Source organism: Lysobacter sp. Soil_N_51 (assembly GCF_057655755.1).
Genome location: NZ_JBDGLR010000012.1, coordinates 54,424 through 68,848, shown reverse-complemented (window position 1 = coordinate 68,848; position 14,425 = coordinate 54,424). Strand labels below are relative to the sequence as shown.

Annotated in this window: 11 protein-coding genes; 5 read left to right on the top strand and 6 right to left on the bottom strand. The window is 67.0% G+C overall.

The features are described 5' to 3' along the window. Nucleotides 1–45 precede the first annotated feature (45 nt). The gene (locus AC3A4T_RS21780) at nt 46–3,225 is read right to left on the bottom strand and encodes a TonB-dependent receptor domain-containing protein (protein ID WP_487677315.1); all 3,180 of its coding nucleotides are present in this window, start codon (nt 3,223–3,225) and stop codon (nt 46–48) included. A gap of 473 nt (nt 3,226–3,698) precedes the next feature. Here AC3A4T_RS21780 and AC3A4T_RS21775 point away from each other — a divergent pair, with 473 nt between their 5' ends. Next, on the top strand, nt 3,699–4,565 hold the full coding sequence (locus tag AC3A4T_RS21775) for a hypothetical protein (RefSeq protein WP_487677314.1): 867 nt from the start codon (nt 3,699–3,701) through the stop codon (nt 4,563–4,565). Nucleotides 4,566–4,681: 116 nt separating this feature from the next. Here AC3A4T_RS21775 and AC3A4T_RS21770 read toward each other — a convergent pair whose 3' ends face one another. The 3 genes from AC3A4T_RS21770 to AC3A4T_RS21760 all read right to left on the bottom strand — a co-directional run bounded on the left by AC3A4T_RS21770 (nt 4,682) and on the right by AC3A4T_RS21760 (nt 7,296). Next, a complete protein-coding gene (locus AC3A4T_RS21770; RefSeq protein ID WP_487677313.1) occupies nt 4,682–5,239 on the bottom strand; it encodes a hypothetical protein in 558 nt (185 codons plus the stop codon). Between the two features lie 255 nt (nt 5,240–5,494). Next, nucleotides 5,495–6,313, bottom strand: a complete 819-nt coding sequence (locus AC3A4T_RS21765; protein WP_487677312.1) for an ABC transporter permease — start codon at nt 6,311–6,313, stop codon at nt 5,495–5,497. Next, nucleotides 6,310–7,296 carry an ABC transporter ATP-binding protein gene (locus AC3A4T_RS21760; protein WP_487677311.1) on the bottom strand — a complete coding sequence of 329 codons (987 nt, stop codon included), beginning with the start codon at nt 7,294–7,296 and terminating at the stop codon, nt 6,310–6,312. Before AC3A4T_RS21760 ends, AC3A4T_RS21765 begins: the two co-directional genes overlap by 4 nt. Nucleotides 7,297–7,700: 404 nt before the next feature. Here AC3A4T_RS21760 and AC3A4T_RS21755 point away from each other — a divergent pair, with 404 nt between their 5' ends. The 4 genes from AC3A4T_RS21755 to AC3A4T_RS21740 all read left to right on the top strand — a co-directional run bounded on the left by AC3A4T_RS21755 (nt 7,701) and on the right by AC3A4T_RS21740 (nt 12,364). Beyond that, nucleotides 7,701–8,447, top strand: a complete 747-nt coding sequence (locus tag AC3A4T_RS21755) for a ferredoxin--NADP reductase (RefSeq protein ID WP_487677310.1) — start codon at nt 7,701–7,703, stop codon at nt 8,445–8,447. Between the two features lie 291 nt (nt 8,448–8,738). Continuing rightward, nucleotides 8,739–10,325, top strand: a complete 1,587-nt coding sequence (locus tag AC3A4T_RS21750; protein WP_487677309.1) for an alpha/beta hydrolase — start codon at nt 8,739–8,741, stop codon at nt 10,323–10,325. 108 nt (nt 10,326–10,433) lie between these two features. Next, a complete protein-coding gene (locus tag AC3A4T_RS21745) occupies nt 10,434–11,180 on the top strand; it encodes an ABC transporter ATP-binding protein (RefSeq protein ID WP_056109606.1) in 747 nt (248 codons plus the stop codon). Then, a complete protein-coding gene (locus AC3A4T_RS21740) occupies nt 11,177–12,364 on the top strand; it encodes an ABC transporter permease (RefSeq protein WP_487677308.1) in 1,188 nt (395 codons plus the stop codon). The genes AC3A4T_RS21745 and AC3A4T_RS21740 overlap by 4 nt, the downstream gene beginning before the upstream one ends. Before the next feature lie 412 nt (nt 12,365–12,776). Here AC3A4T_RS21740 and AC3A4T_RS21735 read toward each other — a convergent pair whose 3' ends face one another. Then, nucleotides 12,777–13,043, bottom strand: a complete 267-nt coding sequence (locus AC3A4T_RS21735) for a hypothetical protein (RefSeq protein WP_487677307.1) — start codon at nt 13,041–13,043, stop codon at nt 12,777–12,779. Then, a complete protein-coding gene (locus AC3A4T_RS21730; protein WP_487677306.1) occupies nt 13,040–14,077 on the bottom strand; it encodes an energy transducer TonB in 1,038 nt (345 codons plus the stop codon). The genes AC3A4T_RS21735 and AC3A4T_RS21730 overlap by 4 nt, the downstream gene beginning before the upstream one ends. Between the last annotated feature and the right edge of the window lie 348 nt (nt 14,078–14,425).

Below are 14,425 nucleotides of genomic sequence, written 5' to 3'. Positions count from 1 at the left end.
CTTTTCCAGCGATGGATTACGCTCAAACCACCAAGTCGCGGCCGATCAGTACTTCCATTCGAACGACAGGTTGTAACGACGGCCGAGAATGTCGTACACGCCGATGCCGGTGGACGGGAACGGCGGTTCCTTGTCGAACAGGTTGCTGACCGCCAGGCGCACCTTGGTCCTGTCACTGAAGCGATAGGCCAGGCCCGCGTTGACCAGCCAGTAACTGTCGATGCTGAGGATGTCGCGCGTTTCGGCGGTGTTGAGCACGTCGAACTGGGCGCGGCTGAGGTAGTTCGCGCTCAGGTTGGCGGCCAGCTTGCCTTTTTCCCAGGCGCCGCTGAACTGGTACTGGCGCTTGGACGTACCGATCTCGCCGACCGATTGGTCGGGGCTGATGCCGGTGTTGTCGACGGTCAGGTCCTTGGGGAAATAGCCGGTGACGCCGAAGGCGAAGCGGCCCAGATTTTCGGTATCGAAGCGATACGACAGCTCGCCCGAATACGCTTCCATGTTGAGGTACTTGCCGTTGACGAAGCCGCTGACGAAGGTCGTGGCCTGGCCGCCGCTGCCCGCCGGACCCGGCGCGGTGCGGGTGATCCGGCCGCAGAAGTCGTTGGCGTTGGGAATGTTCGAGGTATCGAAGTCGTCGGAGTCGAAGCACGCGCGGGCGATTTCCGCCGAGGTCAGGTTGCTGATGACGTCGATGATCTTGATGTTGTAGTAGTCGGCGGTGAAGGTCAGGCCTTCGAGGAACGACGGCGCCCAGGTGAAGCCGTAGGTGTACGAGTCGGCCGATTCGTTGCGCAGGTCCGGATTGCCGCCGGAGATGCCCTGGATCGAGGCGTTGGAGGCGTTGGAGGTGAAGGTCGAACCCGGGCCGTAGCCGTAGTGGCTCAAGAACGCCTGACAGTTGGCGGTGCGCTGCGCCTGGCGGCTGCCGCCGCTGTTGATGAAGCGCGAATCGCAGGGGTCGCCGGTGACGAACTGGAACGAACTGCCGCGCGGCAGGAACGCCTCGGCGATCGCCGGCGCGCGCAGCGAGCGGGTGAAGTTGCCGCGGATTTCCAGGTCCGCGTACGGCTTCCACTGCAGACCGTAGGTGTAGGTGTCGAACTTGCCGTTGATGCTGTTGTCGACCTGCCGGTACTTGCCGATCACATCGAGCTTTTCCAGCATCGGGATGTCGGCGTCGGGATTGACCAGCGGCAGCACGAATTCGCCGAACCATTCGTTGGTGGAGTATTCGCCCTGCAATTGCGGAATCGCCACCGAGCGGCCGCGGCCGGCGATCAGCAACGGATCGGGATCGAACAGGCCGCTTTCCTTGCGGTATTCGTAACCGACGTTGTACTGCAGCGGGCCGCTCCACAGGTCGAACAGCGTGCTCGACAGGTTGACGTTGAAGACCTTCTGCTCTTGCAACGCCTGCGAGGCGGTCTGCGCGGTCACGTAATTGCGCGCCGCCTGGCTCGGCGCGCCGTCGCCGAACAGGTTCAGCGGCACGCAGTTGGGGTCGGCCACCGGATTGACCGCGACGCCGCCGGGGCCGGGCACGCGCACGCCGGCCACCGGGGTCGGCGAGCAGACGATCTGGCCCTGGGCGTTGCGCACCACGTGCAGCGCGTTGACGAAGTTCTGCTGGATGATCGAGGTGCCGTAGGAGCGGGCGTCGCTGCGGCCGTAATTGCCCGACGCTTCCCAATAGAACACGCGCTGGCCGAGTTCGAAGTTGCCTTCCAGCCCGACCACGAAGCGGCCCAGTTCGGTGGTCGCGCTGCCGTTGTTGACCACCAGGTCGCGCGAGGCGCGGGAGATGCCGAAGCTGTTCACGCCCAGGCCTTGCAAGGTGGCGCGGGCCTGGTCGTTGAGCAGCGCATACGTGCCCGGGAAGAAGATCCGGTCGCTGATCCCGTTGGGGAACGCGGTGCCGTTGAAGGCCCACTGGTCGGTCAGCTCGGTGCTTTCGGCCGAGTAGAACTGGCCTTCGAAGAACACGTCGACGTTGTCGGTCAAGGCCCAGCGTCCGTTGGTGGCGAACGACATCCGCTTGAGATCGGAGGTGATCTGGCCGGCGTCGACCAGATTGATGCCCTGGCCGCCGCTGCCGTCGGTGCCGTTGAACGGCATGCCCGCGTCATAGGGAATCAGGTCGCCGTTGGGCCCGAACTGGAGCACGGTGTTGCCGCCCGGACCGAAACCGCCCGGGCGCAGGTTCGAACTGCCCGGCCGGAACGCATTGATCGGCGCGCCGTTGGCGCCCAGGCCCGGCGTGAGCAGGCCGCCGTAGGTCATGGTCCAGATGCGGCGGTTGCGCGCGAGCACCGCGTTGGGAATGCCGTCGGCCGGACCGGTGTTGAACGGGATGTTGGGATTGACGCGACCGTCGTTGGCCGGCGTGCGGCCGGGATAGACCGTGGCCAGCGTGCTCGCGAGCGGGTTGGTGGCGTTGAAATAGCCTTCGCTGAAGAAATCGCGCTCGCCTTGCAGCACGCCTTTCTGGTCGTCGAAGGTCAGCGAGAAGGTCAGGTTGCCGCGGCCTTCGTCGAAATTGGCGCCGACCAGGGCCCAGATGTTGTAGTGCTCGCCGTCGCCGCGTTCGGTCATGCCGTAGCTGCTGCCGAACTCCACGCCTTCGTAGTCCTTGCGCAGGATCACGTTGACCACGCCGGCGATCGCGTCCGAGCCGTAGGTCGGCGCGCCGCCGATCGCGAGGTTCTCGATCCGCTCGACCAGCGAGGTCGGGATCGCGTTGAGATCGACCTGCACGCCCGGCGCCGCGGGTCCGAACAAGGTGGTCGGCGAGCTCGACACGAAGCGACGGCCGTTGACCAGGGTCAGGGTGCGATTGCTGCCCAGGCCGAAGCGATTGACGAAGTTCACGCCGACGCCGAACGAGGATTGCCCGCCCTCGGGGGTGACGCCGGTACCGAAGCCGGGAATCTCGTTGAGCGCGTCGGCGACGTTGGTCAGGCCGCGGTTGGCGATGTAGTCCTTGGTGACGACGGTGGCCGGTTCGAGCGTGTCGAAGCCGGCGCGGCGGATGCGCGAGCCGGTCACGACCATGCGGTCCAGGTCGGTCGGGCCCTTGCCGGCGACCGCGCTTTCGGGCGCGCTTTCGGAATCCGCGGCCGCGGGCGCCTGTTGCGCGAACGCGGGCGTGGCGAGCGCGACGAGGATGCCGAGCATCAGCGGACAACGGTGCAAGGAGGTCTTGCCGCAGCGTGTGTGGTTCATTCGAATTCTCCCCCGAGAAAGCCCGGCCGATCGACCGGGAACATCATTAATAGAAGCTCGGGTGGGGATTGCGCAACCAGAGATTAAAATTCGGTGAAATCAACTTATAACTATATGATTTTAAAGACATCGTATAACTTGAATTTCTTGCTTTCCTCTCAGTACGGGCAAGTATTTGCGCCAAAGTCAGCAAAGCCGTTGGCTGAATTTGCATAAAGACATGATGTACTAAATATGCATTTTAAGTGGCCTCGACCCGCGTCATGCACGTCGTCGTCTTCATGCGCGCACAACCGTCACGGCGCTGTCGGACAGCGCCATGCCGGCTCCAGCATTGCGGCACACCGTCGCGATTGCGCCACGCGAAACAACTCGCGACTCGCCCGCGAACCGAGGCCGCTCTATCCTCGCGGACCTGATCGCCCGCGCCGTGCCGTCGCGGCGCAACGCCCCATCGCCACCTGGATGACCGGATGTCCGACCTCGCCTCTCCCGTTCGTTCGCCCGCCCTGGTTCCGCTCGCGCTCGCCGCGAACCTGCTGGTGTTTTCCGCCGCCTTCGTCCTGATCGGGCTGATGACCGCGGCCAGCGCCCAGACCGAATTTTCCGGCCTGGCGCAGGCGGTCGAATGGCTGTGTTCGATCGGCTTGCTGATCGGTTTCGTGCTGGTCGTGAGCTGCGCGCTGAGCGATCGCCACGGCGCCCCGTTGCGGCCGTGGGCGACGGTGCTTGCCGCGCTGGTGCTGATCTTCGGCCTGGGCGTGGGCTGGGCGATGCTGCAAGGCCAGGTGCTGAACAGCTTGCGTTCCAGCTACAGCGTGCAGCAACTGCTGGCCTGGACTGCCGCGATCGCCGCGCTCAAGGTCGTGGCGATCAATCTGGTCGCCGTGCCGATCGCCTGGCGCCTGGGCGGCCGCGGCACCACGCCGGTGCTGTGGCGCGGCTGGCATCGCCGGGTGATCGGCGCGCTGGTCGGCGGCTTCCTGTGCGCGGGCGTGACGCTGCTGCTGCAGAACCTGGCCGCGGCCTACACCTCGCTCGGCCACGGCGAACAACGCGTCGGCATGAGCGTGGTCGCGCTGGCGGTCGGGCTGATCCACGCACTGACGATCCTGGCGCTGCCGGTGCGGCGTGGTTCCGGCGCGTTGCCGGCGCTGCTCTCGGCGTTGCTGACGCCGCTGCTGATCGTGGCGGCCTCGCTGGCGCTGCTGGCGGTGAATTCCACCAGCTGGGCGATGACCAGCCTGATCGCGGTGGTGCTGCTGATCCTGTTGCTGGCGCCGATCATGTCGTGGCTGCTGCTGCGCTGGCTGCACGCTCGCCAATACCGCGCGCAGTGATCGAGGGCGATCGATCGCCTCGCACCCGCAACGAAAACGGCCCGCGCTGCGGGCCGTTTTCGTATTCGCTGTCGTTCGGTAACGCCGCGTGGCGACACGCGGCTTGATACCTCGGATCAGTACACCGCCAGATCGCCGCAACCGCCGCTCAGCGCATCCATGCCGTCGACATGCACCTGCACGCTGTGCATGTGCTTGTTGTCGCCGTCGTCGACGCACTCGCCGGCCTTGATCTCGATCGTCATCGGCTTGGCGCCCTGCTTGGTGTCCAGCTCGCCGCTGAGCACGATCAGGCTGCTCGGCGCGTCGGCCGGCTGGCCGTTGTAGCGCGCGCTGCCGCTGGCCTTCTCGCCGCCGCTGCCCCAGGTCAGCTCGACCTGGTGGTTCATCTCGCCGGTGGCGTGGATGTCGATGTTCCAATGCTCGCCGAAGCCCTTGAACGCGGGCACCGGACTGACCTTGCCGACCTGATCGGCGCCGATCTTGCCCATCGGCTGATCGGCCGGCGCGGCCGGATTGGGATCGGCGGCCGTCGGCGCGGTGGCGCCCGACACGGCCGTATCGGGCGTGGCGCCCTTGTTCGCATCCACCGCGGGTGGATCGGCGACCGGCGGCTTGGAACACGCGGCGAGAACGGCCACGGTGAGGATCGCGGCTAGGGGGATCAGGCGCATGGGCGTCCTTTAGAGCAGAAATGAGTTCACAGGAGTGAGGAGTGAGTAAGAGCGGGCGTGAAGCGAGCGCGAAGGCGCGGGAGACGAGTGGCGCTTTTACTCACTCCTCACTCCTCCGAACTCACTCCTCAGGCTACCAAAGCAGAAACGAGTTCATAGGAGTGAGTAACGAGTAAGACAAAACGTGAAGCAAGCGCGAAGGCATGAGAGACGAGTAACGCTCTTACTCACTCCTCACTCCTCCAAACTCGTTCCTCAGCTTCTAAGGCCCACACCGCGCTTGAGCAACCACAGCGCCAGCGACGACAACGCGACCACGAACGCGATCATCAACCCGTAGGCCATCGGCAACGGCACGTCGCTGCTGCCAAGCAAGCCGTAGCGGAAGGCGTTGACCATGTAGAAGATCGGGTTGGCGTGGGTCGCCGCTTCGGCCCACGCGGGCAGCAGTTTGACCGAATAGAACACGCCGCCCAGGTAGGTCAGCGGGGTCAGGATGAAGGTCGGCACGATGGCCACGTCGTCGAATTTCTTCGCATACACCGCGTTGATGAAACCGGCCAGCGAGAAGATCGTCGCGCCGAGCAGCACGGTGGTCAGGGTCACCAGCGGGTGCGGGATGCGCACGGCGGTGAAGCACATCGCGATCATCAGCACGATCGCGCCGACCATCAGCCCGCGCAGCACGGCGCCCGCGACATAGCCCCACAGGATCACCCAGTTCGGCATCGGGCTGACCAGCAGTTCCTCGACGTGGCGGCCGAACTTGGCGCCGAAGAAGCTCGAGGAAATATTGCCGTAGCTGTTCTGGATCACGCTCATCATCACCAGCCCGGGGACGATGAACTCCATGTAGGTGTAGCCGCCCATGTCGCCGATGCGCGAGCCGATCAGGCCGCCGAAGATCAGGAAGTACAGGGTCATGGTGATCGCCGGCGGTACCAGGGTCTGGCCCCAGATGCGCAGGATGCGCGCGACTTCGCGGCGCACGATCGTGCCCAGCGCGACCAGGTTGCGGCGCGCGGCGGTGGGCTCGACGGTGTTGGCCGGTTGCACCGGAAGGGTCTGGCTCATGCGGCGGTCTCCGTCGATGCGGCGCTGGAATCGATGGGTTGGTTGATCATGCGCACGAACAGTTCCTCCAGCCTGTTCGACTTGGTCCGCATCGAACGCACGCGGATGCCGGCCTGGCCGAGCGCGGCGAAAATGCGGTTGAGGTCCATCGCGCGCGGCATGTCCACATCCAGCGTGTGATCGTCGCTGGCGAGCATGGTCACGCCTTCGATGCTCGGCAACACGGCCGGCAAAGTGCCGTCGATGTCGAACAAAAAGCCTTCCACGTCGAGCATCGCCAGCAAGGTCTTCATCGGCCCCTGCTGCACGATCCGGCCCTGGTCGATGATCGCCAGGTTGCGGCACAGGTGCTCGGCTTCTTCCAGGTAGTGCGTGGTCAGGATGATGGTGGTGCCGGCGGCGTTGATCTCGCGCAGGGTCTTCCACATGCCGCGGCGGATTTCGATGTCGACGCCGGCGGTGGGTTCGTCGAGGATCAGCAGCCGCGGCCGCGTCATCATCGCGCGCGCGATCATCAAGCGCCGCTTCATGCCGCCCGACAGGGTGCGGCTCATCATCTGGGCCTTTTCCCACAGCTGCGCGCGCTTGAGTTCTTCCTCGGCGCGGACCAGCGCGACCGCGCGCGGCACGCCGTAGAAGCCGGCGTAGTTGACCAGGATGTCGAGCGGCTTCTCGAACATGTTGAAGTTGAGTTCCTGCGGCACCAGCCCGATCAGGCGCATGGCCTGGTCGCGATGACGGATCAGGTCGGTGCCGAAGATCTCCACCGCGCCTTCGCTCAAGTTCACCAGCGAGCTGACGATGCCGATCATGGTCGACTTGCCGGCGCCGTTGGGGCCGAGCAAGGCGAAGAAATCGCCTTCGGCCACGTCCAGCGAGACGCCCTTGAGCGCCTGCACCTTGTTGTCGTAGGTCTTGCGCAGGTCGCGTACGCGCAGGGCGGGCACGCTGGCGGGCACGTTGGCGGAGGGGGCGGCGGGCAAGCCGGCCGTGGCCGAACTGGGGCCCGTGGCGAGGGCCGTTGGCTGGGTCATTGCGGGGTGGTCTCGATCGCTGGCCGCGGGCCTCGCGGCGAATGGCTTAGTATAGGCGGCCCCGTGGCGGCACTCCGGCCACAGACTGTTGCGAAATCCCGCGTTGCGATGCCCGGCACGGGTCGCGCCCGGCCGACGCGGTCGACGCATACGCCCCGGGCTTTGCACCGTCGGGTCTTGCGCAACCTGTTGGGTCGGGATCGGCCTGGTTGTAGTCCGCTTGGTTTAGACCCATTTGGTTGAGATCGGGCGGTTCGACCGCGACAGCCCAGCCGGTCGCACAGCCGCCGGCCCGATCGCTCCTTCGGCCCGACCGCCTACGAAAACGCACTCCACATGAAGCCGCCCCGCACATGAAGCAATTCCCGCTCAAGCTCGTTTCGCGCCGGATGCTGGCCCCCACGGTCGGCCACTACGTGTTCCTGCGCGACGACGGCGAGCCGCTGGACTACATCCCCGGCCAGTTCATCCAGGTCCATTTCCAGTACGCCGACGGCACCGCGACCAAGCGCAGCTACTCGCTGGCGACCATCCACGACCACGCGCTCGGCGCCGGCGAGACGGTCGAGATCGCAGTCAGCTACGTGCCCGGCGGCGCGGCGACCGCGTTGTTCGAAGGCTTGAACGAAGGCGACCCGATCCTGGCCAGCGGCCCGTTCGGGCGCTTCTGCCTGATGCCGGCCGACGCCAATCGCCGCTATCTGCTGATCGGCACCGGCACCGGCGTGACCCCGTACCGGGCGATGCTGCCGCAGCTGGAAACCCTGATCCGCGAACGCGGCATCGAGGTGGTGCTGCTGTTCGGCGCGCGCACCCCGGACGAGCTGCTGTACGGCGACGAGTTCCGCGCCTTCGCCGAGCGCGAACCCAACTTCCGTTTCGTCCCGTGCTTCTCGCGCGAGCTGCCGGCCGATCCGCACCCGGACGTGCGCCAGGGCTATGTGCAGCAGTTCCTGGCCGAATTCAGCCCGAACCCGGACGGCGACATCGCCTACCTGTGCGGCAACCCGAACATGGTCGACTCGTGCTTCGAGGCGCTCAAGGAATACGGGCTGCCGGTGCCGCAGATCCGGCGCGAGAAGTACGTTTCGTCGAAATAGCCCGCGGCCCGCGGGCCCGTATCCCCCTGTAGGAGCGGCGCAAGCCGCGACCGCGCCGTATCCCGCGGCGGCGCAACGCCGTCGTGGTCGCGAACGCCGCATATGCTGCGCCGCGCTTTCGCTCGTGGACGACTACCGCGGACAGCGGCTCGCGGAAGCGGCCACGGTTGGCCGGGCTTCGGCTGGCGACGTCGGGCTTTAACTTCTTCCCCTTCGAGTGGTCACATCCTCCGCGCAGCCCCCGTCTGTCATTCTTGAAGGCGCACCCGCCTTGGCGATGAGACACCGACCATGCATCGATTCGGAACTGGACACCGGCCGCGCTGCGCGGCCGTGGGATTGGCCGCGACGCTCGCGGCGCTGATTCTCGGCGGCTGCGGCCGCGACACCCCGCCCACCGCCGCGGGTGCGGCGAACAAGGGCGAAAGCACCGCCGCGATCAAGCGCCGTTACGGCCGGATCGTGTTCGACCCGTGCACGTTGTCGTCGCCGCAGGCGGCCGGCACCATCGCCGCGCAGTGCGCGCAGTTCGAAGTGCCGCAAAACGCGGCCGAACCCAACGGCAAAAAAATCAAGCTCAACCTGGCCTGGCTGCCGGCCACCGACGAAGCCGGGGTCGCGCCCGATCCGGTGTTCTTCCTCGCCGGCGGTCCCGGCCAGGCCGCGACCTCGTCGTGGCCGCTGGTCGACGGCGCGTTCCGCGAAGTGCGCAAGCACCGGCATATCGTGCTGATCGACCAGCGCGGCACCGGCCGCTCGGCGCCGCTGCTGTGCCGCGGCGCGGCCGGGGTGTCCGATGACGCATCGGGCGCGGCCCAGTCCGCGTCGTCCGATCCGCAGGCCGCGAACGACGCGATGCTGCGCGCGGTCGAGCGCTGCGCGAAGGAACTCACCGTCGACGCGCGCCACTTCACCACCACCGACGCGATCGCCGACCTCGACGCGGTACGCGCCGCGATCGGCGCCGACAAGATCGATCTGGTCGGCGTGTCCTACGGCACCCGCGTGGCCCAGCAGTACGCCGGCCGCTACCCGCAGCACACCCGCGCGGTCGTGCTGGACGGCGTGGTGCCCAACGAACTGGTGCTCGGCAGCGAGCATGCGCAAAACCTCGACAGCGCCCTGGCCCAGCAATTCAAGCTGTGCCAGCAGACCCCGGCCTGCCGCACGCGCTTCGGCAGCGAGCCGCGCGAGCAGTTGCGCAAGCTAATGGCGCGGCTGCAGGCCGAACCGGTCGAAGTCGATTACCGCGATCCGAACACCGGCGAGCAGAAGCACGAGCGGGTCACCGCCGGCCACGTGGCGACGCTGACCCGGATGTTCTCGTACGCGCCGCAAGCGGCCTCGCTGTTGCCGCTGATGCTCAACGAAGCCGACCAGGGCCGCTATGGCCCGCTGATGTCGCTGTCGACCATGATCGGCAGCCAGCTCGACGAAGACCTCAACTACGGCATGCAGCTGTCGGTGATCTGCGCCGAGGACGCCGACCTGTTCAAGCCCAACCCCGCCGACGCCGGCACCGTGATCGGCGACGCCATGCAGACCGTGCTGGCGGCGCAGTGCAAGGTCTGGCCGACCGGCCAGCGGCCCAAGCAGTTCCACGCGCCGTTCAAGTCCGACCTCCCGGTGCTGCTGCTGTCGGGCGAACTCGATCCGGTCACCCCGCCGCGCTACGGCGAGCAAGTGCTCAAGCACCTGCCCAACGGCCGCCACCTGGTGCTGCGCGGCCAGGGCCACGGCGCGCTGCGGATCGGCTGCACGCCCAAGCTGCTGGGCCAGTTCATCGAAACCGCCGACGCCAAGAAACTCGAAGCGCGCTGCCTGGATTCGCTGGGCTACGTGCCGCCGTTCGTTTCGTTCAATGGGTGGGAGCCCTGACAGCCGGGATTGGGGATTGGTGATTCGGGATTCGAACGCCCGGACGTCGCGATCCCGCCGTGCTGTTGCCAATCCCGAATCCCCAATCCCGAATCACGTGGAAAAACCATGATCACCGCCCACGACCTGCACAAAGCCTTCAAGACCAAGACCGGCACCGTCAATGCCGTGCAAGGCGTCGATTTCGAAGCGCACGACGGCCAGATCACCGGCCTGCTCGGGCCTAACGGCGCCGGCAAGACCACCACCTTGCGCATGCTCTACACGCTGATGCAGCCCGACCGCGGCGAAGTGCGCGTGGACGGCGTCGACGCGCGCAAGGACCCGGCCGCGGTGCGACGCGCGCTCGGTGTGCTGCCCGACGCGCGCGGCGTGTACAAGCGTCTGACCGCGCGCGAGAACATCGCCTACTTCGGCGAACTGCACGGCATGAGCCGCGCCCAGATCGAGCAACGCACCCGCACCCTGGCGCAGGCGCTGGACATGGGCGACATCCTCGACCGCCAGACCGAAGGCTTCTCGCAAGGCCAGCGCACCAAGACCGCGATCGCGCGCGCGCTGGTCCACGACCCGCGCAACGTGATCCTCGACGAACCCACCAACGGCCTGGACGTGATGACCACGCGCGCGATGCGCGGGTTCCTGCGCGGGCTGCGCGAAGAAGGACGCTGCGTGATCTTTTCCAGCCACATCATGCAAGAGGTCGCCGCGCTGTGCGACCGCATCGTGATCATCGCCAAGGGCCAGGTCGTGGCCGCCGGCACCGCCGACGAACTGCGCGCGCAGACCGGCGAAGACAACCTGGAAGACGCCTTCGTCAAGGCGATCGGCAGCGACGAGGGCCTGCACGCATGAAGACCGGTTCGTTTTCCGCCATGTGGGCGGTGATCCGCAAGGAACTGCGCGACATCTCGCGCGACCGCCGCACCTTGGCCATCGCCCTGCTGCTCGGTCCGCTGTTGTACCCGTTACTGATGCTCGGCATGGGCGCGCTGGCCGAGAACCGCGCGCGCACCCAGCTCGACACCGAACTGCGGGTGCCGGTGCGCGGCGCCGAACACGCGCCGAACCTGATCAAGTTCCTCGCCACCCAGAACATCGTCGCGATCCCCGCGCCGGCCGATCTGGACGCGGCGATCCAGCAGCAGGACTTCGACGTCGGCCTGATCATCGCCGCCGACTACGGCAAGCACTGGAAGGAAGGGCAGCCGGCCTTGGTCGAAATCGTCCAGGACAGCACCCGCCGCGATGCCGAGATCCCCAGCCGGCGCGTGCGCGCGGCGCTGGAGGGCTACAGCCGCCAGGTCGGCGTATTGCGCCTGTACGCGCGCGGCATCGCCGCCAACGTCGCCCAGCCGGTCAACGTCGGCGACCGCGACGTGGCCACGCCCGAAGCCAAGCGCGGCCTGGTGCTGTCGGCGTTGCTGCCGTACCTGCTGATCATGACCTCGTTCATCGGCGGCGCGTACCTGATCATCGACGCCACCGCCGGCGAGCGCGAACGCCAGTCGCTCGAACCGTTGCTGGCCACGCCGGCGCCGCGCGGCGCGATCGTCAGCGGCAAGATCGCCGCGGCCTGCATCCTCGGCCTGATCTCGCTGCTGCTGACCTTGTTCGCGTTCAAGCTCAGCGCGCAGATGAGCAGCGGCATCGGCCAGATGCTCAACGTCAGCTTCGCGGCGATCGGCAAGATGCTGCTGATCCTGATGCCGATGTCGTTCATCGGCACCGCGCTGCTGACCTATCTGTCGGCCGCGGCCAAGAGCCTGAAGGAAGCGCAGAGCCACATCACCTGGCTGATGCTGATGCCGCTGATCCCGACTTTCGTGCTGATGGTCAACCCGCTCAAGACTCAGCTGTGGCAGTTCACCGTGCCGTTCCTGTCGCAGAACCAGTTGCTGCTGAAGGTGATTCGCGGCGAAGCGATCTCGGGGCAGATCTGGGCGGTGTATCTGGCGACCGCGTTCGCGCTGGCGGGGTTGCTGTGGTTCGCGGCGGTGCGGCGCTATCACAACGAGAAGCTGGCGATTGCGGGGTGATGGGTTTGGGGGGATTTGGTTGGAGCTGGTGCTGGAAAGGCGAAGGCAGAAGCAAAAGCGAATCCCCCCCTGCCCCCTTTTGCAAAGGGGGAAAGTACGGCGCGGCACGGCACCGATGCTTTCATCGGTGCGCGTAAACCGGTGCCCACTTTAGAAAAGGGGGCACGCGCTTGCGAACCTTGGAGGCCGAAGCATCATTCGCTGCGCGGGGGATTCGCTTTAACGGCGCCGCCGTCATTCACGCCGTTACGTCGGTATCCATGGCAGTGCCGGCGATTGCAGACTGATCTCGACAAGTCCCGGCGACTCGGCGATCGAGTCGCCGCTCGACCCCAGCGCACGAATACCACTACGGCGCACGCATCGGCCTGGAGCCGTTCGGTGCCGGCCTCCCAATGCGACCACGCCTCGCTCATTCGTCGACGAACACAAACGCCCGCTGCAGCAATCGCGAAAACGATTCGGCGATGAAGTACACGTTCTGATACTTCGCTTCCGCCGGCATCGGCCTGCCGGTTTCCTCGCGCCAGTCGCTCTCGCGCCAGTCGCTCTCGTCCCACTCGCGCGACCGCTTCAGCGAGGTCGCCGCCCCGCGCGCCAGGCAGTCCAGGCGCGCACGAAAAAGCCCGGCTCGCGCCGGGCTTCTTCGTTTCCGTCGATCACCAACCCAGTCGATCAACCGCCCGGATTGAACCCGATCGTGCGACGCGTGGTGACCGGCGCCGGGACCGGCTGGAAGCGCCACTTGCGCACCGCGTTGACCGCTTCGCGATCGAACACGCGGGCCGGATTCGAACGCACCACGCGGGCCGCGGTGACCGAACCGTCGGTGCCGACGGTGAACTCCACCTGGACCTCGCCCGAGGTGCCGGCGCGCAGGGCTTCCGGCGGATAGCGCGGCGCCGGCGTCGACACTGCGCGCAGATCGCTCGGCGCGGTCGCGGCGGCGGCCGGCGCGGGCGCCGGGGCGGGCCGTTCCGGTGCGCGCTGCTCGCTGGCCCGCTGTTCGGCGGCGCGTTGCTCGGCCGCGCGCTGTTCGGCTGCGCGCTGGGTCGCGGCCTGACGCTCGGCCGCCTGCTGGGTCGCCAACTGCTGCGCGGCCTGTTGCTGCTGCGCCTGCTGCTGGGCCAGACGCTGCTTCTCCAGCTCGACCTGCTTCTTGGCCTGTTCCTCGGCGGTGAGCTTCTCCTGCTCGGCGCGCTTGGCCACCGCATCCTGCTGGGCGCCGATCGAGGCCTTCAACCGCGCCAGCGCCGGGTGCTGGGCGTCGGCGCGTTCGATCAGCGCGGCCAGGCGCTGGGCTTCGACGAAGTCCTCGCGGCCCACGCTCTGCTCGGTCGCGATGACCGTCATCGGCAACAGGTCGGTCAGCGCGCTGGAGGCCACGGCGTCGGCCGGGGCTTTTTCGCGCAGGGCCAGGTAGTACTCGACGGCGTTGTCCTCGGCCGGCGCGTACAGACGGTTTTCCACATACGCCTTGCGCGCCGCTTCGCGCAGCTGATCGACCGTCAGCGACGAGACCTTGGCCGAAACCGCGGTTTGCGCGGTCGGTGCCGGGGCGCCGGTGGCCGGTGCGGGCGCCGCATCCGTGGGCGCGGCGGCCTGTTCTTTCTTGCCGCAGGCGGCGAGCACGAATCCGAGCGCGAGCACCGCGGACACCTGCTTTACAACGGACAGCCGGCTGCTACGCCGATTATGAATAGCGACGATCATTGGTTTAAAACTCCCCTGAAATACGCGAGACCCGTCCGATACGGGGCCGGGCGCACGTCCGATAGGACGCGCTAGCGGGCCGCGTTTGTCAAGCGTTCAGGTAGTGATGGGCTGCGGGATAGGCGTCAGACACCGAGTGTGCCACCCATCGCGGCCGCTACCGATACCGGGTGTGTCGGTTTGCGCGGGCAGTCGCGATCGCGTCCACAGTTTTCGCCGGGTCGGCGACAGGCGGCGCGGGCGATGTCGCAGCGGTGAAACATGGCTGCGGGCCGGTCTGCGCCAGCCGCGGTCGGGCGGGGGTCGGGCGGGGGTCGGCCGGGGTCGCGGCGCGCGCCAAAGGCGTGC